Source organism: Pseudomonas sp. HC1(2025), assembly GCF_058742075.1.
The window spans coordinates 2,241,056-2,264,147 of sequence record NZ_CP196017.1 but is presented as its reverse complement, the minus strand read 5'-3'; the positions used below and the strand labels follow the sequence as shown (position 1 = coordinate 2,264,147).

The 23,092-nt window shown below is 61.2% G+C and carries 18 protein-coding genes; 9 read left to right on the top strand and 9 right to left on the bottom strand.

Annotated features, from left to right (window positions below; genetic code table 11):
* Positions 1 to 100 precede the first annotated feature (100 nt).
* The 3 genes from ACSSVH_RS10145 (at position 101) to ACSSVH_RS10135 (ending at position 3,379) form a co-directional block, all read left to right on the top strand.
* Positions 101 to 1,921 (top strand): sigma-54-dependent Fis family transcriptional regulator, encoded by a 1,821-nt coding sequence (locus tag ACSSVH_RS10145; protein ID WP_492634442.1) that lies wholly within the window; start codon positions 101 to 103, stop codon positions 1,919 to 1,921.
* A 322-nt stretch (positions 1,922 to 2,243) separates the two neighbouring features.
* On the top strand, positions 2,244 to 2,603 hold the full coding sequence (locus tag ACSSVH_RS10140) for a DUF6124 family protein (RefSeq protein ID WP_170057961.1): 360 nt from the start codon (positions 2,244 to 2,246) through the stop codon (positions 2,601 to 2,603).
* Between the two features lie 227 nt (positions 2,604 to 2,830).
* Positions 2,831 to 3,379 (top strand): dihydrofolate reductase family protein, encoded by a 549-nt coding sequence (locus tag ACSSVH_RS10135; RefSeq protein ID WP_170043109.1) that lies wholly within the window; start codon positions 2,831 to 2,833, stop codon positions 3,377 to 3,379.
* 73 nt (positions 3,380 to 3,452) lie between these two features.
* On the opposite strand, the gene cysS is transcribed toward ACSSVH_RS10135, so the two are convergent.
* The gene (gene cysS / locus ACSSVH_RS10130) at positions 3,453 to 4,835 is read right to left on the bottom strand and encodes a cysteine--tRNA ligase (RefSeq protein ID WP_492634441.1); all 1,383 of its coding nucleotides are present in this window, start codon (positions 4,833 to 4,835) and stop codon (positions 3,453 to 3,455) included.
* 41 nt (positions 4,836 to 4,876) lie between these two features.
* A complete protein-coding gene (locus tag ACSSVH_RS10125) occupies positions 4,877 to 6,577 on the bottom strand; it encodes a glutamine--tRNA ligase/YqeY domain fusion protein (protein WP_169954357.1) in 1,701 nt (566 codons plus the stop codon).
* Between the two features lie 247 nt (positions 6,578 to 6,824).
* On the opposite strand from ACSSVH_RS10125, the gene ACSSVH_RS10120 reads away from it, so the two are divergent.
* Entirely contained in the window at positions 6,825 to 7,328 is a 504-nt protein-coding gene (locus ACSSVH_RS10120) for a peptidylprolyl isomerase (protein ID WP_169954358.1), read from the top strand.
* Entirely contained in the window at positions 7,325 to 8,074 is a 750-nt protein-coding gene (gene lpxH, locus ACSSVH_RS10115; RefSeq protein ID WP_169954359.1) for a UDP-2,3-diacylglucosamine diphosphatase, read from the top strand. The genes ACSSVH_RS10120 and lpxH overlap by 4 nt, the downstream gene beginning before the upstream one ends.
* Positions 8,075 to 8,206: 132 nt before the next feature.
* Here lpxH and ACSSVH_RS10110 read toward each other — a convergent pair whose 3' ends face one another.
* From ACSSVH_RS10110 to ACSSVH_RS10085, 6 genes are all read right to left on the bottom strand, one after another.
* On the bottom strand, positions 8,207 to 9,736 hold the full coding sequence (locus tag ACSSVH_RS10110) for a DHA2 family efflux MFS transporter permease subunit (protein ID WP_169954360.1): 1,530 nt from the start codon (positions 9,734 to 9,736) through the stop codon (positions 8,207 to 8,209).
* Entirely contained in the window at positions 9,736 to 10,938 is a 1,203-nt protein-coding gene (locus tag ACSSVH_RS10105) for an HlyD family secretion protein (RefSeq protein WP_170043112.1), read from the bottom strand. The genes ACSSVH_RS10110 and ACSSVH_RS10105 overlap by 1 nt, the downstream gene beginning before the upstream one ends.
* A 41-nt stretch (positions 10,939 to 10,979) precedes the next feature.
* A complete protein-coding gene (locus ACSSVH_RS10100; RefSeq protein WP_169954362.1) occupies positions 10,980 to 11,453 on the bottom strand; it encodes a MarR family winged helix-turn-helix transcriptional regulator in 474 nt (157 codons plus the stop codon).
* Positions 11,454 to 11,611: 158 nt separating this feature from the next.
* Complete coding sequence (locus ACSSVH_RS10095; protein WP_492634440.1) at positions 11,612 to 15,286, bottom strand: translocation/assembly module TamB domain-containing protein; 3,675 nt, start codon at positions 15,284 to 15,286, stop codon at positions 11,612 to 11,614.
* Positions 15,283 to 17,010, bottom strand: coding sequence for an autotransporter assembly complex protein TamA (locus ACSSVH_RS10090; RefSeq protein ID WP_169954364.1), 1,728 nt, complete (start codon positions 17,008 to 17,010; stop codon positions 15,283 to 15,285). The genes ACSSVH_RS10095 and ACSSVH_RS10090 overlap by 4 nt, the downstream gene beginning before the upstream one ends.
* A gap of 64 nt (positions 17,011 to 17,074) precedes the next feature.
* A complete protein-coding gene (locus ACSSVH_RS10085) occupies positions 17,075 to 17,725 on the bottom strand; it encodes a GNAT family N-acetyltransferase (RefSeq protein WP_492634439.1) in 651 nt (216 codons plus the stop codon).
* A 187-nt stretch (positions 17,726 to 17,912) separates the two neighbouring features.
* Here ACSSVH_RS10085 and xthA point away from each other — a divergent pair, with 187 nt between their 5' ends.
* The gene (xthA, locus tag ACSSVH_RS10080) at positions 17,913 to 18,725 is read left to right on the top strand and encodes an exodeoxyribonuclease III (RefSeq protein WP_169954366.1); all 813 of its coding nucleotides are present in this window, start codon (positions 17,913 to 17,915) and stop codon (positions 18,723 to 18,725) included.
* Between the two features lie 136 nt (positions 18,726 to 18,861).
* The gene (locus ACSSVH_RS10075) at positions 18,862 to 20,202 is read left to right on the top strand and encodes a substrate-binding domain-containing protein (RefSeq protein WP_492634438.1); all 1,341 of its coding nucleotides are present in this window, start codon (positions 18,862 to 18,864) and stop codon (positions 20,200 to 20,202) included.
* A gap of 104 nt (positions 20,203 to 20,306) precedes the next feature.
* On the opposite strand, the gene ACSSVH_RS10070 is transcribed toward ACSSVH_RS10075, so the two are convergent.
* Entirely contained in the window at positions 20,307 to 21,536 is a 1,230-nt protein-coding gene (locus ACSSVH_RS10070; RefSeq protein ID WP_029298342.1) for an acyl-CoA dehydrogenase, read from the bottom strand.
* A gap of 151 nt (positions 21,537 to 21,687) precedes the next feature.
* Between ACSSVH_RS10070 and ACSSVH_RS10065 the strand changes: the two genes are divergently transcribed.
* On the top strand, positions 21,688 to 22,617 hold the full coding sequence (locus tag ACSSVH_RS10065) for a LysR family transcriptional regulator (RefSeq protein ID WP_169954368.1): 930 nt from the start codon (positions 21,688 to 21,690) through the stop codon (positions 22,615 to 22,617).
* A 70-nt stretch (positions 22,618 to 22,687) separates the two neighbouring features.
* A complete protein-coding gene (locus tag ACSSVH_RS10060; RefSeq protein ID WP_154220670.1) occupies positions 22,688 to 23,089 on the top strand; it encodes a MerR family transcriptional regulator in 402 nt (133 codons plus the stop codon).
* Positions 23,090 to 23,092: the final 3 nt, after the last annotated feature.

Here is a 23,092-nt window from a genome sequence, read left to right as displayed (position 1 = left end):
GCCTGCGATAGCGATCTCACGGACGCCATCGCAGGCAAGCCAGCTCCCACAAGGTGAGCGGTGCACGGTTCATAACAACAATAAAAAGAAGGTCACCACCATGGCCGCACCTGCCCCGCTTTTGCCCCACGACACCATCATCCAGGACTCCTGGCGCCGCTGCCGCGCCTTTGGCCTGGATCACCAGAGCACCCCCAGTTTCGACCAACTGCCCGCCGAGGGCATCAGCCAGTTGCTGGAGAGCCAGCACGCGCTAGTCCAGACTACTCACCAGGAAGTGCTGCCCTATTACGAGAACATCCTCAGCAATTCCAACTGCCTGATCATGCTCGCCGACAATCAGGGCCAGGTCCTGACCTCCTGGGGCACCCAGCGTTTTATCGAACCCAAGCTCGCCCGTGGCTTCAGCGCCGGGGCCAGTTGGATGGAGCGCGCCACCGGCACCAACGCCATCGGCACCGCGCTGGCCTGCGCCCAGGCAGTGCATATCGAGCATGACGAGCATTTCCTCAAGGCCAACCGGTTCATGACCGGTTCGGCCGCGCCGATCTTTGATGCCAACCGCGAAATCATTGCGGTACTGGATGTGTCCAGCGACAGCTACCTGCCGCCCTCCCACACCCTGGGCATGGTCAAGATGATGAGCCAGACCGTGGAAAACCGCCTGATCCTCAACCTGTTTGGCGGCGAACACTTCCAACTGACGTTCAATACCGGCCTGAACAACCTCGACAGCCAGTGGGCCGGCCTGCTGATTTTCGATGAAAGTGGCCAAGTGCTGTCGGCCAACCGCCGCGCCGACAATCTGCTGGGCATCAGCCTGTCACGGGTGATGATCGACAGCCTGTTCAAAGTCTCGCTGCTGGAGCTGCTCAACCAGCCCGAGGGCCTACCCTTTGCCCTGCAAGCCGCCGGGCGCAACCGTTTCCAATGCCTGCTCAAACGCCCCAGGCAGGCGCCGGTGCAGGCCAGGATCTTTACCGAGCCGGCCCCCACCGTCATCGGCCTCAAGACCCTGCACTTTGGCGACAGCCGCGTGGAAAAAGCCGTGCGCCAGGCCGAGCGCCTACTGGAAAAAGACATCCCGCTGCTGATCCACGGCGAAACCGGCGTAGGCAAGGAAGTCTTCGTCAAAGCCCTGCACCAGGCCAGTTCCCGCAGCCAGCAGGCGTTTATCGCGGTCAACTGTGCGGCAATTCCGGCGGAGCTGGTGGAATCGGAACTGTTTGGCTACGAAAAAGGCGCGTTCACCGGCGCCAATCAAAAAGGCAGCATCGGCCTGATCCGCAAGGCGGACAAAGGCACACTGTTTCTCGATGAGATAGGCGACATGCCCCTGCCCACCCAGGCCCGGCTGCTGCGGGTGTTGCAGGAGCGTTGCGTACAGCCGGTGGGCAGCAGCGAATTGTTCCCGGTGGACCTGCGCATTATCTCGGCCACCAACCGCTCGCTGCGCGAACAGGTGCAGCTCGGACGGTTTCGCGAGGATTTGTACTACCGCATCGGCGGCCTGACCCTGGAGCTGCCGCCCCTGCGCGAGCGCAGTGACAAGCAGGCGCTGTTCAAGCAACTGTGGCAACAGCACCGCGAACCCACGCAGTGGGCCGGGCTCAGCGCCGAAGTGCTGGAATTGTTCGAGCAACATCCCTGGCCGGGCAACCTGCGCCAGGTCAGCAGCGTGATGCAGGTGGCACTGGCCATGGCCGAAGACCAACCGATCCGCCTGGAGCATCTACCGGATGATTTTTTTGTCGACCTGGGGCACGCCTCACCCAGCAAGCCGGTGGTGATGGGCGATCTGGACGATAGGCAAAACCTTCAGCAAAGACTGGCAGCGGTCGGCGGCAATATCTCCCATCTGGCGCGGGAGCTGGGGGTTAGCCGCAATACGCTATACAAGCGGTTGCGCGCCGCTACGTAACGGTAACCGCCCCAACATGCATCTACCCTCAGATTTATCCGACAGCGTTTTAGGGTTGCTGCTCGGAAGATGCCCCAATAATCTTCGGTAGTCGCTGCAAATTCAGCGACCGGGTTTCGCAGCCCGGTTAAACTCTAGACGCACAGCGTCCACCATAAGATAACGGGCGCTTTTTTATGCCTGATGTTATGGCGGCTGTGCGCGGGATACCTTTGGGTATGCCGGGTTCCTAGAGTCCCGGTCTGCGAACCTGCGTACAGCTGCCACCCGGGTATCGTTTCGCAGCGATGGGTAGCGGCTCCATAACTCTGGGAGCTTTACCATGATCAAACACAGTCCAAACCCGCCGTTAGACTCAACCTCGCTTCAGGGGGCTGCTCAACGAGCGATTGACTACTACCTGAACCCTCCTGCCGAAACCAAGCGGCCTGCTGAAGATCACCGCCTTTTCACCGTGCGCGAAGGGTTAGATGCAGAGGTGTTGTTGATTAACGCTTCGGAAGACCTTGCATCGCTTCAAGTATTAGCAACCCATTTGGCTTTTGAAGTAGACGGCACTGCACGGCGTGTGGCACTAGGAATTTGTCGGATGCTCGAAGGCGTTGAGCTATTGGTAAACAACGCCGTCGTTCAATATGGAACAGAGCAAGAAAGAGGAAGGCCGACTCACCATCCAGATTAGTCTGCGATCGCCGGTCCGCCATCGCTGGCAAGCCAGCTCCTACAGTTGAGCGGTGCTGATTTGCAAACCAGCACGCACAAAAACGCTCCGAACCAGGCGGGGCGTTTTTATTCAGTGTGAGCCATCAGTCGGCCAACCGCCCTGTCGTTGCGCCATCCGCCGCCGTTTGTAGGCGTCAAAGTGATACCTTCCTGATTCCACTTGGTAAAAAAGGAGTGTTACCACCCATGAAGATCAAATGTTCCGTCTTTATCGCGGCAAGTATCGACGGTTTTATTGCCCGCCCGGACGGTGATATTGAGTGGTTGCACCGACCGAAATATGAAAGCTCGGGCTTGAACGGCATCACCTATGACAGCTTCATCGCAACGGTTGACGCGTTGGTCATGGGACGCAAAACCCTGGAGAAAGTACTGTCCTTTCCCGAGTGGCCCTATGAGGGCACGCCGGTCATTGCGCTTTCTCACAAGACCTTGGAGATTCCTGTGCACCTCCAGGGCAAGGTAGAAGTGCTGGCCGTCGATGTGAGCACACTCGTCGAACAGCTTGCCGAGCGCGGTATGAAGCATCTGTATATCGATGGTGGCCAGACCATCCAGGCATTTCTTGAAGCAGGCCTGCTCAATGAGTTGATCATCACTCGCATCCCGATCCTGCTGGGCCAGGGGGTTCCCTTGTTCAGTCAAGACGGTCGTGAATATGACCTTCGCCACATCGATACCTGCGCCTCGGACAATGGCTTTGTCCAGAGCCGGTATGCAGTTGAGCACCGTTGACTGATAAACCAGCACACACAAAAACGCCCCGAACCAGTCGGGGCGTTTTTATTCAGCGTGCAGCCATCAGCCGTCAGTCAGCCAAGCGCCATGTCGTCCCGCCCTTGCCGTCTTCCAATACCACGCCCATGGCGGTGAGTTGGTCGCGGATGCGGTCGGATTCTGCCCAGTCCTTGTTGGCACGGGCATTCAGGCGGGCCTGGATCAGCGCGTCGACTTCGGCTGCATCCACACGCCCTTCGGCGCCGGCTTGCAGGAAGTCGTCGGCTTCCATTTGCAACACGCCCAGCACGCTCGCCAGTTCCTTGAGACGTGCCGCCAGGCCGGCCGCAGCGGTGAGATCGCTGTCGCGCAGGCGGTTGATCTCGCGGACCATCTCGAACAGCACGGCGCAGGCTTCGGGGGTGCCGAAGTCATCGTTCATCACCGTGGTGAAGCGCTCGACAAACGCCTCGCCACCGGCCGGCGCTACAACCGGCAGGCCTTTCAACGCGTGGTAGAACCGCTCCAGGGCGCCCTTGGCGTCCTTGAGGTTGTCTTCCGAGTAGTTGATGGCGCTGCGGTAATGGCTGGATACCAGCAGGTAACGCACAACCTCTGGGTGGTACTTTTCCAGCACGTCGCGGATGGTGAAGAAGTTGTTCAAGGACTTGGACATCTTCTCGCCATTGATGCGAATCATGCCGCAATGCATCCACGCGTTGGCGTAGGTCTTGCCGGTGGCCGCTTCGCTTTGGGCGATTTCGTTTTCGTGGTGCGGGAACTCAAGGTCGCTGCCGCCGCCATGAATGTCGAAAGTCTCGCCCAGGCAGCAGGTGGACATCACCGAGCATTCGATGTGCCAGCCCGGACGCCCGGCGCCCCATGGCGACTCCCAGCTCGGCTCGCCAGGCTTGGTGCCTTTCCACAGCACGAAGTCCAGCGGGTCTTGCTTGGCTTCGTCGACTTCGATGCGGGCGCCGATGCGCAGGTCTTCGATTTTCTTGCGCGACAGCTTGCCGTAGCCCATGAACTTGGCGACGCGGTAGTACACGTCGCCATTGCCCGGGGCGTAGGCATAGCCCTTGTCGATCAAGGTCTGGATCATCGCGTGCATGCCCGGGATGTGGTCCGTGGCGCGCGGTTCCATGTCCGGCTTGAGGATGTTGAGGCGCGCCTCGTCCTCGTGCATCGCGGCGATCATGCGCTCGGTCAGCGCGTCGAACGACTCGCCGTTTTCATTGGCGCGATTGATGATCTTGTCGTCGATATCGGTGATGTTGCGCACATAGGTCAAGTCGTAGCCGCTGAAACGCAACCAGCGGGTCACCAGGTCGAAGGCAACCATGCTGCGGCCGTGGCCGATGTGGCAGTAGTCGTACACGGTCATGCCGCACACGTACATGCGCACCTTGTTGCCATCCAGCGGCTTGAAGACTTCTTTGGTTTTGCTCAGCGTGTTGTAGATCGTTAGCACGATGCTTCCTTTTCTCTCTATGCAAGCCGCTCACGGCTGCATCACTGGCCCCACGAATCACGCAAGGTCACGGTACGGTTGAATACCGGATGACCAGGTTTGGAGTCCTTGATATCCGCGCAGAAGTAGCCTTCGCGCTCGAACTGGAAACGGTCTTCCGGCTGTGCGTCGCCAAGCGATGGCTCGGCACGACAACCCGTAAGTACTTGCAGGGAGTCAGGGTTGATGTTGTCGAGGAAACTCGCGCTGTCTTCGGCCTTTTCAGGGTTCGGCGAGCGGAACAGGCGATCGTACAGGCGCACTTCGCACTCGACGCTGGCAGCCGCCGGCACCCAGTGCACCACGCCCTTGACCTTGCGGCCTTCAGGGTTCTTGCCCAGGGTTTCAGGATCGTAGGAGCAACGCAGTTCGACGATGTTGCCCTCGGCATCCTTGATCGCTTCATCGGCACGAATCACGTAGCTGCCGCGCAGACGCACTTCACCGTTCGGCTCCAGGCGCTTGTAGCCCTTGGGCGGCTCTTCCATGAAGTCATCGCGGTCGATGTAGATTTCACGGGCAAACGGCAGCTTGCGCACGCCCAGTTCTTCTTTTTGCGGGTGACGCGGCAGTTCGAGGTTCTCGACCTGGTCTTGCGGGTAGTTGGTGATCACCACTTTCAACGGACGCAGCACGCACATGGCGCGCGGGGCGTTTGCGTCGAGGTCCTGGCGGATGCTGAACTCAAGCATGCCGTAGTCAACCACGCCGTCGGAGCGGTTAGTGCCGACCATCTCGCAGAAGTTGCGGATCGATGCCGGGGTGTAGCCGCGACGACGGAAACCCGACAGCGTCGACATGCGTGGGTCGTCCCAGCCGAACACGTGTTTTTCATCGACCAGTTGCTTGAGCTTGCGCTTGCTGGTGATGGTGTAGTTCAGGTTCAGGCGGCTGAATTCGTACTGACGCGGGTGCGCCGGTACCGGCAGGCTGTCGAGGAACCATTCGTACAGCGGGCGATGGCTTTCGAACTCCAGGGTGCAGATGGAGTGGGTGATGCCTTCGATGGCGTCCGACTGACCGTGGGTGAAGTCGTAGTTGGGGTAGATGCACCACTTGTCACCAGTCTGGTGGTGATGGGCATGACGGATGCGGTACATGATCGGGTCGCGCAGGTTCATGTTCGGCGAGGCCATGTCGATCTTGGCCCGCAGTACACGGGCGCCGTCCGGGAACTCGCCGTCGCGCATGCGGGTGAACCAGTCCAGGTTCTCCTCTACCGAACGATCGCGAAACGGGCTGTTCTTGCCAGGCTCGGTCAGGCTGCCACGGTATTCCTTGGCCTGCTCCGGGGTCAGGTCGTCGACGTAGGCCTTGCCGGCCTTGATCAGCTCCACGGCCCAGTCGAACAACTGGTCGAAATACTTGGAGGCGTAGCGCACTTCACCGGACCATTCAAAGCCCAGCCACTTGATGTCGCTTTCGATGGCGTCGATGTATTCCTGGTCTTCCTTGGCCGGGTTGGTGTCGTCGAAACGCAGGTGCGTGACGCCACCGAACTCCTGGGCCAGGCCGAAGTTCACACAGATCGACTTGGCGTGGCCGATGTGCAGGTAACCGTTGGGCTCAGGCGGGAAACGGGTGACGATCTGCGTGTGCTTGCCCGAATCCAGGTCCGCCTGGATGATCGGGCGCAGGAAATTGACCGGGACGGCAGGTCCGGCCTTGGAATTCGAGGTAGGGTCGACAGTGGGCTTGCTCATAGGATCCTTGAACAGACAGGTACGTGGCCGGGTCGGGCCAGACAAACAAAGGGCTTATCATAGCCGATGCTGTCAAGCACCTGACAGGGCATGGCCAAAAACTGCTGCATTTATTGCATGGGCGGTGAAAAACCACCTCGAAATTCCTGCAGGGCACGCTAAACTGCGCGCCTTGGCCGCAATTTAGCCAACCCGGTAAGGTGCCCAGGCGGCCGAACCCACGAATTCCCTGAAAAGAGTAATGAACATGACTCAAGTCAAACTGACCACCAACCACGGTGACATCGTCATCGAGCTGAACGCCGAGAAAGCGCCGACCACCGTCGCCAACTTCATCGAATACGTTAAAGCCGGCCACTACGAAAACACTGTTTTCCACCGTGTCATCGGCAACTTCATGATCCAGGGCGGCGGTTTCGAGCCAGGCATGAAAGAAAAGAAAGACAAGCGTCCAAGCATCCAGAACGAAGCGGACAACGGTCTTTCCAACGACAAGTACACCGTCGCCATGGCCCGTACCATGGAGCCGCATTCGGCCTCCGCGCAGTTCTTCATCAACGTGGCCGACAACAGCTTCCTGAACCACAGCGCCAAGACCGTACAGGGTTGGGGTTACGCGGTATTCGGTAAAGTCACCGAAGGCACCGACGTCGTGGACAAGATCAAGGGTGTTTCCACCACCATGAAGTCCGGCCACCAGGACGTACCAGCAGAAGACGTGATCATCGAGAAAGCCGAGATCATTGCGTGATATTGCTGATTTCAGATTTGCATCTGGAAGAGGAGCGCCCGGACATTACCCGGGCGTTTCTGGATTTACTCCACGGCCGCGCCCGTGGCGCGCAAGCGTTGTACATCCTGGGGGACTTTTTCGAAGCCTGGATTGGCGACGATGGCATGACCCCGTTCCAGCGTTCGATATGCGCGGCTCTACGTGAGCTGAGCGACAGCGGCACCCAAATATTCCTGATGCACGGCAACCGCGATTTCCTGATCGGCAAGGCATTCTGCAAAGCAGCAGGCGCGACCTTGCTCAAGGACCCCAGCGTCGTGCAGATGTATGGCGAGCCCGTGCTGTTGATGCACGGCGACAGCCTGTGTACCCGCGACCTCGGCTATATGAAGCTGCGGCGCATCCTGCGTAACCCCCTTGTGCTGTTTATCCTGCGCCACCTGCCCTTGCGCACCCGCCATAAGCTGGCGCGCAAGCTACGCAGTGAAAGCCGCGCGCAGACGCGCATGAAGGCCAACGATATTGTCGATGTAACGCCCGAGGAAGTGCCACGGGTAATGCAGGCCCATGGCGTGCGCACCCTGGTCCACGGCCACACCCACCGCCCGGCCATTCACAAATTGCAGATTGGCGAGCAGGCGGCCAAACGCATTGTGCTGGGGGATTGGGACAAGCAGGGTTGGGCGTTGCAGGTGGATGAGCAAGGTTTCCAGCTGGCGGCGTTTGACTTCGTCAATCCGCAATTGGCGTTGCCTGGCGCATAACCCAGACACAACACCGATCAATATGTAGGAGCTGGCTTGCCTGCGATGCAGGCACCTCGGTACATCAGTCACACCGAGGTGATGCCATCGCAGGCAAGCCAGCTCCTACAGTTACTGCATTGCAATTCAAGATCAGTGCCCTGACGCCGCCGGCCCCGCCTTTGCGGTAAACGGCGGCTTGGCCAGCCACACCAGCAGGATCAAGCCCATGAACATCCACCCCAGCAAGGTGAAGTAGTCCACGGTAGACATCATATATGCCTGGCTGGTGAGGACCTGGTCCAGTTGCGCATAGGCCTTGTGACCCGCACCGCCCAGGGTGTTCAGGGCATCGCGGGTGGCCGAGTCGTACACACTCATGCTCTCGCTCATGTAGGCATGATGCTGGTCAGCCCGGCGAATCCAGATCCAGGTGGTCAACGATGCCGCAAAGCTGCCACCCAGGGTCCGCAGGAAGGTCGCCAGGCCTGCGCCGTCGGCGATCTGGTGCGGCGGCAGGTCGGACATCAGGATGCTCAAGGTCGGCATGAAGAACAGCGCCACGCCGATGCCCATGAACAGTTGCACCAGGGCGATGTGCTGGAAGTCCACTTCATTGGTGAAGCCGGCGCGCATAAAGCAGCTCAGGCCAATCGCCAGGAACGCCAGGCCGGCCAGCAGCCGCAAGTCGAACTTGTGTGCGTACTTGCCGACAAAGGGCGACATCAGCACCGGCAGGATACCGATCGGCGCCACGGCCAGCCCGGCCCAGGTGGCGGTGTAGCCCATCTGCGTCTGTAGCCATTGCGGCAGGATCAGGTTGATACCAAAGAACCCGGCGTAGCCCAGCACCAGCACGATGGTGCCGATGCGGAAGTTGCGGTGGGCAAACAGGCGCAGGTTGACCACCGGGTGTTTGTCGGTCATTTCCCAGATCACGAACACCGCCAGGGCGATCACCGAGATGGCCGCGCCGATGATGATGAAATTGGACTCGAACCAGTCCAGGTCATTGCCCTTGTCGAGGATGATCTGCAAGGCACCGACCCCGACGATCAGGCTCAACAGGCCAACATAATCCATCGGCTGATGGCTGGTGACCACCGGCCGCTTCTTGAGCTGCGCACGCACCACCATCACCGCAAAAATCCCGATGGGCACGTTGATAAAGAAGATCCACGGCCAGCTGTAGCTGTCGGTGATCCAACCGCCAAGAATCGGGCCTGCAATTGGAGCGACCACCGTGACCATCGCCAGCAATGCCAGGGCCATGCCCCGCCTGGCAGGCGGATAGACCGCGATCAACAGGGTCTGGGTCATCGGGTACAACGGCCCCGCGACCAAGCCCTGCAGGACCCGGAAGCCAATCAGCTCGGGCATCGAGGTGGAGATACCACACAGGAACGAGGCCAGCACAAACAAAATGGTGGCCCACAAAAACAGCTTCACCTCGCCAAAGCGCCGGCTCAACCAGCCGGTCAACGGCAGCGCAATAGCATTGCTCACGGCAAATGAGGTGATGACCCAGGTGCCCTGCTCCGAACTCACCCCCAGGTTGCCGGAGATGGTCGGCAGCGCCACGTTGGCGATGGTGGTGTCGAGCACCTGCATAAAGGTCGCCAGGGACAGGCCAATGGTGGCCATCAGCAAGCTGGGCGGCGTGAAGGAGGCGTTATTGCTCATCAGCGTTGCGCAGCCTTCGGCGCGGCCACACTGTTGTCATGGATCAACTGGGTGATCATCGCGTCGGCCTCGGCCAACTGGCGGTCATACACAGTGGTGCTGAACGAGGCTTTTTGCGGCGGTTGTTGTGCCAGCACCGGGCCGCTCTGGTCATGCAGGTTGACTTGCACCTGAGTCGACAGCCCCACCCGCAATGGGTGCTCGGCCAACTCCTGGGCATTGATGTGAATGCGCACCGGCACCCGCTGCACGATCTTGATCCAGTTGCCGGTTGCGTTCTGCGCCGGCAGCAAGGCAAAGGCGCTGCCGGTACCGGCGCCAAGGCTGTCGACGGTGCCGCTGTACTTCACGTCGCTGCCGTAGAGATCGGCCTCGATATCCACCGGCTGGCCAATGCGCATCTGGCGCAGTTGGGTTTCCTTGAAGTTGGCGTCGATCCACAGTTGGTCCAGGGGAATCACCGCCATCAATGCGGTACCCGGCTCGACCCGCTGCCCCAGTTGCACGGTGCGCTTGGCGACGTAGCCGGTAACCGGTGCGATCAGGGTGCTGCGCGCATTGGCCAGGTAGGCCTGGCGCAGTTGCGCGGCAGCGGCCTGTACATCCGGATGGGAGGAAATCACCGTGTCATCCACCAACGCGGTGGAGGTATTGAGTTGCTGTTGCAGGTTGGCCAATGAGTTGCTCGCCGCGCTCAGGGCGTCGCGGGCATGGGACAGTTCTTCCAGGGAAATCGCGCCACCCTGTGCGAGGATTCGGCGGCGGTTGAAGTTGTCCTGGGCGGTCTGCACTTGGGCTTTTTGCGCCTGTACCTGGGCTTTCATGCCATCCACATTGCTGTACAGGCCGCGCACCTGGCGTACCGTGCGCGCCAGGTTGGCCTGGGCACTTTGCAGGCCGACGGCTGCGTCGTTGGGGTCGAAGTTGATCAGCACCTGGCCTTCGTGGACCAGGTCGCCATCGTCGGCGCCAATGCTGACCACAGTGCCGGTGACCAACGGGGTGATTTCCACCACGTTGCCGTTGACGTAGGCATCGTCGGTGCTTTCGCTCCAGCGGCCATACAGTTCGTACCAGCCCCAGACGCCCACGACGCAGAGCACGACGACCAGCGCCAGGCCCAGCAACATGATTTTGCGTTTGCGCGGGTTGCTGTCGTCGGGTTGGGTTTGAGCGGTGTTGTTTGCTTGGGCAGTAGCCATGACAAGTACCTTGCGTTATTCAGCGCGCGTGACTGGCGTGTTCATTGAGTCCCGACCCGCTGCAGCGTGATGGGGTCACCGGCGGCGATCAGGATTTTCTTCAGGATGTATTCCAGGGTCTGCAACTCCCCCGGCTCCAGCACCCCAGCCAGCTGGTTGAGGGCCTGGGCGCCGATCTGCGGCAACATGTCCGCCAGGCGCTGGCCTTCTGCGGTCAGCACCAGTTGCACCTGGCGCCGGTCCTGTTCGGAACGCTTGCGCGCCAGCAGGTCTTTTTGCTCCAGGCGATCGAGCATGCGGGTCATCGAGCCGCTATCCAGGGAAAGGTTGCGGCATAGCTCCGCCGGGGTATCGACGCCGAACTGGGCCATGATGATCAACACCTTGAACTGCGCGGCAGTGATGCCGTGGGGTTCCATATGGGTGTCGATGATGCGGTCTTTGAGAATCGCGGCGCGCCCCAGCAACAGGCCGAGATGGCAGTTGTGGAAGTTTTCCGGGGTGAAGTGTTTCATCGAAAGTCACCTTATTACTGCCTAGGCAGTGAATATGTGACCAAATATTACTGCCTAGGCAGCGAATGTCAAACAAATAGTTAGGTTGCTTGGTATACCCCACGACACAACTGTAGGAGCTGGCTTGCCAGCTCCTACAGGTTGGTGTGGGCTAAACGTCAGAAATCCCGTTTGTAGAAGATATCCAGGGAGCTGGCTACGCCGCTGGCCACTTCCAGGTACACCCGCTTGCTCAGCAGGTAACGCAAGGCGATGGTACTGGCCGGTTCGAATACCCCGACCCCGTAACGCAGGCTGAGTTTCTCGGTGATCTTGCCGCTGGCCACCACGGCGGTGTTGTTGCCACTGCCCTGGGTGTCCAGTTCAAAGTCCTGGATCCCCAGGTTCTTGGCAATGTCCGAGGTCACCCCGGCACTGCCCATCAACCCCAGGCCCAGCGCCGCTTGCGCCAGCATGTTGTTATCTTCGCCAGTAGTGCTCAACGGGCGGCCCAGCACCAGGTAGGACAACGCCTGCTCCTGGCTCATGGCCGGTTCCGAAAAGATTTGCGTGGTCGGTTGCTCGGCACTGCCGCTCAGGCGGATACCGGCGATTACGTCGTCTGTCTTGCGGATGGCTTCGATATCCAGGTACGGCTGGTCGAGCGGCCCGGCGAACAGCAGGCGCGCACGCCGTACATCCAGCCTCTGGCCGTAGGCGCGGTAACGGCCGTCGTTGAGCCAGAGTTCGCCACGGGTGTCCAGGTTGTCGCCGATGTGCACCCGGCCCTGGACCTTGGCGGTCAGGCCGAAGCCGGCAAAGTTGAGCTGGTCCTCGCCCACCACCACGTTGATATCCATGGCCATGGCCATCGGCGGCTTGCCCTCTTCGGTCTGGCTGCCAACGATCACTGTGTCATCCGAAACCTTGACCGTGGACGGCGGCAGTTCGCGCACGGTGATATCGCCGCGCGGGATGTGCACATTGCCGGCAATTGCCAACTTGTTGTCCTTGAGGGTGATCTTCAGGTCGGGCGCCACTTCCAGCTTGGCGTAGGGTTCGACGGTCACCGGCAACTGGGAACCTTGCAGGCTGAGGTCAACGACCAGCGCCCGCCCCCAGTCGATCTGCCCCTTGAGGCTGCCCTGCCCGGCCTTGCCACTGCGCCAGCCGCCGTTGAGCTGCACGCTTTCGCCGGCGATCAACGCCTGCACGTTCAGGCCTTCAAGGCTGATGGGCAGTTCGGGCCCGGAAATCTCGCCGGCGATCAGGTTGATGCTGCCGTTGACCTGCGGCGCCAACAACCCGCCGGAGATACGCCCGCTGCCATTGAGCTTGCCATTGAGTTTTTCCACCATCGGCACAAACGGCCGCGCGACCGCCAGGTCCAGGCCGGTGAGGCTGAAGTTGCCGGAGATCGGCTTGTTTTTCGCCACCGGGTTGATCTGCGCCTGTAACAGCAACTCACCCAGCTTGCCACCGCGAAAATTCAGCTGGGTATCGATGCGCGTGGGGTTGAGCGTGGTTTCCAGCTTGAGGGTGTCGTAGGGGAAATCCAGCCATTGGTCCTTGTCCTTGACCCGCAGCGTGCCGCCACTGGCATCCACCGCGATCAGGCCTTTGGGGCCGCTGGCCGGCAGGTCGAGTTGGATATCGGCGTTGAGCTTGCCCTGCCAGGCAAAATCCTTGGGCAGCCATTGCGCCAGGCTGTCGATGGGGAACTGCTTGAGGTGGTAACGCAGCTTGGGATCAGGCATCAGCCGCTGGTCTTCGCCACACAGGCTGGCGGGCCCGGAGACCCAGCAGTGGGCGGCGAACGTCAGCTTGCCGTCGGCCATGCGCTCGATTTTTGCCGGGGCCTGCAGTTTCCAGTCCTGGCCACCGGCCTGCACATCGCCACTGGCCAGGCGCCCGCGCCAGTTACCCTTGTCAAGATTGCCGTCCAGGGCCAGGGCCAGCTTGACCAGGGGGCCCATCAGCTCCAGTTGGACTTTCTGGCTTTTGATATCGCCCTGAGCACTGGCGGCCAGGGTACCGAGCTGGGTGTCACCGGCCTGGATGCCGCTGCCCTTGAGGTCGATCTTCGCCCGCTGTGCGCTATCGAGCGTCGCGTCCAGGCTGAGGGCTTGCAGGCGGTTTTCTTCAAATACCAGTTGCTGGCCCTTGAGGTCGAGCTTGCCCTGGGGTGCGTTCAACGTACCGGCCACATCGAGCCGACCGTTGACCTGTCCACGCAACTGCGGCCACAGCTGGGCCAGGCGTGCGAGCTTGATGTCGATCTGCCCGGCCAGGCGTTGTTGCAGGCTGCCACTGCCATTGATGCGGTTGTCACCCAGGCGGATATCCAGGTTGGCCAGGGTCCATTGCTCGCCCGCGCCTTCGGCCTTGGCCGCCAGCACCGCAGGCTGGCCGCGCAGGCGGCCCTTGAGGTCGAGGTCGGCGTTGAGCTTGAGTTGTTCGTTCTTCAACTCACCTTTGCTGCGCAGCGGCCCAGCCAGGGTGCCCGGCAGCTCTGCGACCCAGTACGCCGGGTTCAGGGCCGACAGGTCCAGCGCCGTGTCCCAGGCGATGCCCTCGGCAAATTGCAGGTTCAGGTGGCCTTCGGCCTTGCCCTGGCCAGCGGTCAATTTCAGCTCGGGCAGGAACACTTGCTTGAGGTCGCCGCTGAACGGCGTGACCAGGCTGAACTTGCCGGCCGGGCCGTCGAGGTCGGCCTTGAGATTGCCCAGGTAGTTGCCGTCCTTGTAGGAGACTTCGCCGTTGAAGGTGCGCAACACCACTTGCGGCTCGTCAATCAGCGGATACAGGCGATGCCAGGGGAAGTCCAGCCAGTCGATTTTTGCGTCTGCGCTCAAACCCTGCTGCCAATCCAGCTGGGCACTGAGCTTGAGGCTTTGCTTGTCCCCGGCGTTCAGGTCCAGGCCGGCGATCTGCGCGCCCTTGGCATCGACCCGGCCTTGCAGCAACAGGTCAACCGGGCCTTTTTCTGCGGGTAATACAGCCTTGCCCAGCAGCTGATAGCCCGTGCCCAGGTCGCCCTTGGCAGTCAGGTCAAGTTGGTTGAGTTGCAAGGTGTCCGGCAGGTCGGCGGCGGGTTTGAAACCATCGGCGGTGATGCGCAACTGCGCGGGCAGGTTCTCAACCAGGGGTTGCAGTTCGCCGCTGAGTTTGGCGGGCAGGTAGCCCGTGCTGTCGGCGTCGAGCTTGAGGGTCTTGAGCAAATCACCGGTGACGTTCAGCGCCACCGCCCACGGCGCGCCGCCCGGGGCGTAGGGCAGGCTCAGGTTACCGCTCGCCGTCAGCGGCCAGTCACCGCTGGGTTGCAGCACGCCGTTGAGGTCCAGCACCAGGCCGTCGCGTTGCAGGTGCACCGCGTCGATCTGCATCCCCGCGGCCGTCCAGTGCGCGGCCAGTTGCAGGCCCTGGAGTTCTTCGCTGCCGTTGAACAACAGACTGCCGACGCGCACGTCGCCCAGTTCGATGGCCACGGGCAGGTTCAAGTCCGGCAGGGTAATCGGGCCGCTGCTGTCTTCGGTGCTGGGTGGCAATTGCAGGCTGACCTGCTCCACATCCAGTTGCCGGATGCACAAGGTCATTCGCAACAGGCACGCCGGTGACCAATCGAACTTCGGCGCGTTGAGCTCCACGCGGCTGCTGTCTTGTTGCCACAGCACCTGGTCGGCGCTCCATTGCCCGCCCAGGCGGCCCTGGAAGTTATCCACGGTCAACCCCGGGACTTGGCCGAGGGCCCAGCGACTGCCGACTTGCGTACCCAGTACGCTCCAGACAGCCAGCGGCACCAGGGCTGCAACCGCCACCACACTCAGACCCGCTATTTTCAAACCACGCTTCACAGCTCAGGCCCCATGGAAAAGTGCAAACGAATGCCGCCCGGATCTTCCAGGGCATGGGCCAGGTCAAGGCGAATCGGGCCGACCGGCGACACCCAGCGCACGCCGACCCCGACCCCGGTTTTCAGGCTCGGCAATTCCAGGCTGTTAAAGGAGTTGCCCTGGTCGACAAAGGTCGCGATCCGCCATTTTTCGGCGATGGAATATTGATACTCGGCGCTCAAGGCCACCATGTAGCGGCCACCGATGCGGTCGCCCTTGTTGTTTTCCGGGGACAGGGTCTGGTACTCGTAGCCACGCACGCTCTGGTCGCCACCTGCAAAAAAGCGCAAGGACGGCGGCACCGACTTGTAGCCATTGGTGGCGCTGCCGCCAAACTGCGCACGGCCGAGGAAGCGGTGCTTGTCCCACACCGTGGTCAAACCCTTGATCATCGCCGTGCCGTACAGCAAGTTGGTGTCCGAACCCAGCCCTTCCTTGGCCACCTTGGTATCGAACTGCAGGCGATAGCCGTTATGGGGGTCGATGCGGTTGTCGCTGCGCAGGTAGGAATAGCTGATTCCGGGCATCAGCAGATTGCTCAAGCCGGAGTCGTCCCCCAGGCGATATTCTTCGCGCTGCCATTTGAGCGAGATCACCCGTGTCCAACCGCTGGGCAACTTGCTGTGCCATTCCGGGCCGAGGGTGAGCAACTTGCTGAGGGTGTCGGTGTTGGCCATTTCTTCGTTCTGGTAGCCACCGGCAAAACGCAGCTTGTCAGTCAGCGGCGGATCGAGGGGAATGTCGTACCACAGGCCGACGTTCTGCCGGGGCGCCGACAATTCGGCCTCCCAGCCATAGCTGTGCCCTTGGGGGTTGACCCAGTGCCGCGTCCAATTGGCCTTGCCACGCGGGCCGACGTCGGTGGAAAAACCCAGGCCCAGGCCCATGGTTCGCGGTTTGCGGGTTTCCAGCTGGACCGCCACCGGGATCACATCATTGGCCGCCGCGGCCGGGGCGGCATCCACCCGCACACCCTCGAAATAGCCACTCGATTGCAGGGCCTGGTTCAGCTCGGCAATCAATTCGGAATCGTAGGGGGTGCCACTTTGGAACGGCACCATGCGCTGCAACAGTTCTTCATCAAACGGGGTATCGCCAGCAAAGTTGACCTTGCCGAGGGTGTAGCGCGGGCCGCTGTCGTAGACCAGTTCGATATCGGCCACGCCCGCCTGGGGGTCGACGGACAGGGTCTGACGCGTGAAGCGGCCACTGAAATAGCCGAAGCGCGAGGCCTGGTTCTGGATCAGGCGCTTGGCGTCTTCGTAATGGCCATGGTTGAGCACGGCGCCGGACTTGAGGTCTTGGCTGTCAGGTACGCGAAAGGATTTGAGCTCGGCCGCCGGGCCGTCCACCCGAATCGTGACATTACGCAAATGCACGGGCTCGCCGGGGTCGATACTGAGGATCAGGCGCGGGTTCTTGCCGGGCTTCACCTCGCTGGCAATCTGCGGCTGATAATAGCCCAGTGCCTGGGCGGCCTTGCGCGCCTGCTCCTCGGCACCGCGGCTAAAGCGCAGCAAGGCCTCCTCGTCACGCTCGCCAACCCCGCCGATATAGCCTTCGATATTGGCCTTCAGCGCATCGTTTGAAGGTTTGACCCGCACGTCCAACTCGCTTTGCGCCAGGGCGCCGCAGCTTGTGAACAGCAGAATCAAGCCGCTGGTAAATCTATTTGAAAACTTCATAGGCGCGGATGCTACACGAGCTGGGGAGCACCTTAGAACCGGGAATTGTCTGAATAATTCTGTGTTAAGGCGTTGCAGGTTGTAACACCTGGGGATTCGGGTGAAAAAACACATGCTCCAGGATGGGTCCTACAGCCACCTCTCCGACTTCGTCATAGCCCTGGCGCTTGTAGAACTCCAGGTAAAGCGGATTGCCAGTGTCCAGCACCACCCCTTGTGAATGCGGGTCCTGCGCGCACCAGTTATGCACGGCTTCCAGCAGTTGCTCACCGTAGTGCCTGCCCTGGAATTGCGGGTGGATCCCCAGCAGCGGCAACACATGCACCGACTCTGACGGCAGGCAAGCCAACACCGCCTGATGATATTCGAGGTAACGCCGGGTGCAGCGCACACCGGTGCTCAGACACATGCGCAATTGCCAGGCCCAGCTTTCCGTGATGCCCAGGCGCCGTTGTGGCGGGGCAATCAGGGCGATGCCGATCAGCCGGTCATTGACCAGCAGGCCGATCGCCGGCAGTTCCTGGAGAAAATGCTGCTTGACCAGCTCGCGCACGGTGGCCCTGACCCGCTGCTCATAACCGGAGCGTTCGGCTTCGAACAGATAGGCGAAGGTCGGCTCATGGCGATAGGCGTGGTACAGCAGCGAACGCGCTTCGCGCGAATAGCCGCGGTCGAGCATATGAACCTGGGCAATGGCGGTCGAGGTATCAGGCATCCGGTGTATCTCCCCTGGGCGCAACTCAAAAGGCCGCGCTCTTATTGTTACGAGCCCGGGGCAACTGAGTCGTTCCCTGCCATCGGCTCCTTGAGAGACATTAGCAGTGCATCTGTCCTACCGCCACGCTGGCCCCCGTCCGACTTGTCGGCTAGCATCGCCCTTTTGCCAGACTGGACTGCCGACCATGAAAATCGTCTCCTTCAATATCAACGGGCTGCGCGCCCGGCCTCATCAGCTGGCGGCCCTGATCGACAAACATCAACCGGACGTGATCGGCCTGCAGGAAACCAAGGTCCACGACGACCAGTTCCCGCTGGCCGAAGTCCAGGCCCTGGGTTACCACGTGTACTACCACGGGCAGAAAGGCCACTACGGTGTCGCCCTGCTCTCGCGCCAGGAACCACTGGCCCTGCACAAGGGCTTTGCCAGCGACGAAGAAGATGCCCAGCGCCGCTTTATCTGGGGCACCTTTGCCGATGAACACGGCAACCCGATCACCATCATGAACGGCTATTTCCCACAGGGTGAAAGCCGCGACCACCCAACCAAGTTCCCGGCCAAGCAGCGCTTCTACGAAGACCTGCAAAACCTGCTGCAAACCCAGTTCAGCAATGACCAGGCGCTGGTGGTGATGGGCGACGTGAACATCTCCCCCGAGGACTGCGACATCGGCATCGGTGCCGACAACGCCAAGCGCTGGCTGAAGACCGGCAAATGCAGCTTCCTGCCGGAAGAGCGCGAATGGATGGCGCGCCTGAAGAACTGGGGCCTGACGGACAGCTTCCGGCACCTGAACCCGGATGTGGCCGATCGCTTCAGTTGGTTCGATTACCGCAGCCGCGGTTTTGAAGATGAACCCAAGCGGGGCCTGCGCATCGACCTGATCATGGCCTCCAATGGCCTGCTGCCACGGGTCAAGGACGCGGGTGTGGACTACGAGCTGCGCGGCCTGGAAAAACCATCGGACCATGCGCCGATCTGGCTGGAACTGAGCTGATCTTTGCGCCGACACCATAAAATGTGGGAGCTGGCTTGCCAGCTCCCACATTTGGATAGGCTGGGTCTCAGTCATATTTTGGCAACCTTACTGACTTAATCTGCCCGCACTTCCTTTGGCTTGAGAAGGTGGCGGCATGATGCTGCGCGTTCTGTACCTGCTGGCCCTCTGCGGCGCTTTTCCTCTTGCGGCGCTTGCAACGCCCCTACCCTTTCCCGAACATGGTCCGGCCTTGCGCATCCAGGGTTCCAATACCATTGGCGCGGCGCTGGGCCCGGCGTTGGTCAAGGGCCTGATGGAGCAACAGGGCCTGAAGGCCGTGCACCGTGAACCGGCCAGCCGCCCCAACGAACAGCGCCTCGTCGGCACCAGCCCCCAGGGCAAGCGAGTGCTGGTGGAAATCGCCGCCCACGGCACCAGCACCGGCTTCGCCGCGCTGAAAAATGCCGAAGCCGACCTGGCCGCCGCGTCGCGCCCGGTCAAGGACCGCGAGCTGGTCGAGCTTGAACCCCTGGGCGACCTGAAAAGCCCCGGCGCCGAACAGGTGATTGCCATCGATGGCCTGGCGATCATCCTGCATCCAAGCAACCCACTGCAGATGCTGACCACCGACCAACTGGCGAGGATTTTCAGCGGCGAAATCAGCACCTGGGAAGCCTTGGGCGGCAGCGGCGGGAAGATCCGGCTGTATGCCCGCGATGATCAATCCGGCACCTTCGACACCTTCAAGGAACTGGTGCTCAGCCGTCGCGGCAAAACCCTCGACAGCACCGCCAAGCGCTTTGAGTCCAGCGAACAATTGTCCGATGCGGTCAGCCACGACCCGCAAGGCATCGGCTTTATCGGTCTGCCCTACGTGCGCCAGGCCAAGGCCGCAGCCATCATTGACGGTGACTCCCAAGCCATGTTGCCGCAGAGCAGCCTGATCGCCACCGAGGACTATCCGCTGTCGCGCCGCTTGTTTTTCTACCTGCCGCCCAATAACAGCAACCCCTGGGCCGAGGCCCTGGTGGACTTTGCCCAAAGCGCCCAGGGCCAGGCCATCGTGGCCGCCAATGGCTTTATCGCCCAACAGGTCCAGGCCATCACCGTGCAGCCTCGGGCACCGATGCCCGAGGCCTACCAGGCCATCGCCCGCGAGGCGCAGCGCCTGAGCGTGAACTTTCGCTTCGAAGAAGGCAGTGCCAGCCTGGACAACAAGGCACGCCAGGATCTGGCGCGGGTGGTGGCTTATATAGGCAGCCACGACAAACGGGACAAACGGGTCACGCTGGTGGGGTTTGGTGATGCCAAGGATGACCCGCAGCGCGCCGACCTGCTGTCCAAGCTGCGGGCGATGGCAGTGCGCCGGGAGTTGGTCAAGAGTGGCGTGGTGTTGCGCGATATTCGCGGCTTTGGCGCCGAGATGCCGGTAGCGGCCAACACCGTGGATGAGGGGCGGATCAAGAATCGCCGGGTGGAGGTCTGGGTTTACTGAAGCCTGCAGACGGGTGTTGATTGGCCCACCGCAATCGCGGGCAAGCCCGCTCCCACAGAGGTCAGTGTGGGAGCGGGCTTGCCCGCGATGCAGGCGACGCGGTCCTACTGGCCGCTGCGCATCAGCTCTTTAGGCACATACTTGCCAATCTCGAACTTGCCAATGGCCGCGCGGTGCACTTCATCCGGGCCGTCGGCCAGGCGCAGGGTGCGCTGCATGGCGTACATATAGGCCAGCGGGAAGTCATTGGAGACCCCAGCACCGCCGTGGATCTGGATCGCCCGGTCGATCACCTTCAGGGCCACATTCGGCGCCACCACCTTGATCTGGGCGATTTCACTTTTCGCCACTTTGTTGCCGACCGTATCCATCATGTAGGCCGCCTTCAACGTCAGCAGGCGCGCCATGTCGATTTCCATCCGCGAGTCGGCGATTTTGTCGATATTGCCACCCAGGCGTGCCAACGGCTTGCCAAAGGCGGTGCGGCTGACCGAGCGTTTGCACATCAATTCCAGGGCGCGTTCAGCCATGCCGATGGAGCGCATGCAGTGGTGGATACGGCCCGGGCCAAGGCGCCCCTGGGCAATTTCAAAGCCGCGACCTTCACCCAACAGGACGTTTTCGTACGGCACACGCACGTTGTCGAACAGCACTTCGGCATGCCCGTGGGGCGCGTCGTCGTAGCCGAACACCGGCAGCGGCCGGACGATTTTCACCCCCGGTGCATCCACCGGCACCAGGATCATCGAGTGCTGCTGGTGGCGCGGCGCATCCGGGTTGCTCAGGCCCATGAAGATCAGGATCTTGCAACGCGGGTCGCACGCGCCGGAGGTCCACCACTTCTTCCCGTTGATCACCCACTCGTCACCCTGGCGCTCGGCGCGGGCGGCCATGTTGGTGGCGTCGGAAGACGCCACATCCGGTTCGGTCATGGCGAATGCCGAGCGGATCTCGCCGCGCAGCAGCGGCTCCAGCCAACGTTGCTTCTGCTCTTCGTTGGCATAGCGCACCAGCACTTCCATGTTGCCGGTGTCGGGCGCCGAGCAGTTGAAGGGCTCCGGCCCCAGCAGGGAGCGGCCCATGATTTCGGCGAGCGGCGCGTATTCCAGGTTGGTCAGGCCGGCGCCCAGTTCGGACTCCGGCAGGAACAGGTTCCACAGGCCTTCGGCCTTGGCCTTGGCCTTGAGCTCTTCCATGATGGCGGTGGGCTGCCAGCGATCACCTTCGCTGACCTGGCGCTCGAACACCGGCTCGGCGGGGTACACGTAAGCATCCATAAACGCGGTAACGCGTTCACGCAGTTCCTGAACCTTGGGCGAATAGGCAAAATCCATGAGCAGCTCCCTTCTTGGAGAGGTTGTTTAGGTCATGCAATCGATGCTAGAACAGCGTTGATAATTTACCTAGCCTATTCTCGGCGTGTATTAACATTCATCACCGATATATGATCGGCGCATGAAAACCTAACAAGAAGAGCGCAACGAAATGAATCTGAGCAAGGTCGACCTCAATCTTTTCATCGTGTTTGACGCGATCTACACCGAAGCCAACCTGACCCGCGCCGGGCAGATCGTCGGCATCACCCAGCCGGCGGTTTCCAACGCCCTGGCACGCCTGCGCGAGACCTTCAACGACCCGTTGTTCGTGCGCACCGCCCAGGGCATGGTGCCGACTCCCATGGCCCAGAACATCATTGGCCCGGTGCGCAACGCCTTGTCGTTGCTGCGGGTGTCGGTGCAGGAAAGCCGGATCTTCAACCCGTTGCAGGCGGCCAAGACCTACCGCATCAGCATGACCGACCTCACTGAAGCGGTGATCCTGCCGCCGCTGTTCCAGCGCCTGCGCCGCCTGGCGCCCACGGTGATCATCGAGAGCTTTTTGTCCAAACGTCGGGAAACCACCAAGGAACTGGCCGCCGGCCGCCTGGATTTTGCGGTGGACGCGCCGCTCAACACCGACCCGCAAGTGCGCCACGTCAAGCTGATGGAAGACCGCTACGTGTGTGCCATGCGCAAGGGCCACCCGATGGCGGGCAAGGAAAAATTCAGCCTCGATGACTACCTGGCGCTGACCCATATCCATATTTCCAGCCGGCGCAATGGCCTGGGCCACGTCGACCTGGCCCTGGGCAAGATGGGCATCCAGCGCAAGATCGCCCTGCGCTCCCAGCATTACCTGATGGCCTCCCAGGTCCTGCAGCAGACCGATATGGTGATGACCGTGCCCGAGCGCTTTGCACGGCGTAACGATCTGCACTCATTCAACCTGCCGGTCAATGATGTGCCGCCGGTGGAAACCCACCTGTACTGGCATGAAAGCACCGACCAGGACCCGGCCAACCGCTGGATGCGCGAGCAGATGATCGAGTTGTGCCAGCAGGTCACGGCGCGCGAGAAGAAGTTGGATAACGCGTAGGTGGTGATTTGCTTGACGTTTACGTCAAGCAGCCATTAGCGTAGCGCCAAGACCCTCCTTGAGCGCGACCATGAGCACGACCTACAGCATTTCCGACCTGGCCCGCGAGTTGGACATCACCACCCGGGCCATTCGTTTCTATGAAGAACAAGGCCTCTTGAGCCCTGAACGCCGAGGCCAGGAGCGTATCTATTCGCCCCGGGACAAAGTCAGCCTCAAGCTGATCCTGCGTGGCAAGCGCATCGGTTTTTCCCTGGCCGAATGCCGCGAACTGATCGAGCTCTACGACCCCAGCAGCGGCAATCAAAAGCAATTGCACAGCATGCTGGCGAAGATCAGCGAACGCCGTGAGCAGTTGGAACAACAGTTGCTGGACATCGAACAGATGAAGCTGGAACTGGACACCGCCGAAGAACGTTGCACCCAGGCCCTGGAACAGACGATCCAGAGCCAGGTCGGCCAACCCCAATAAAAA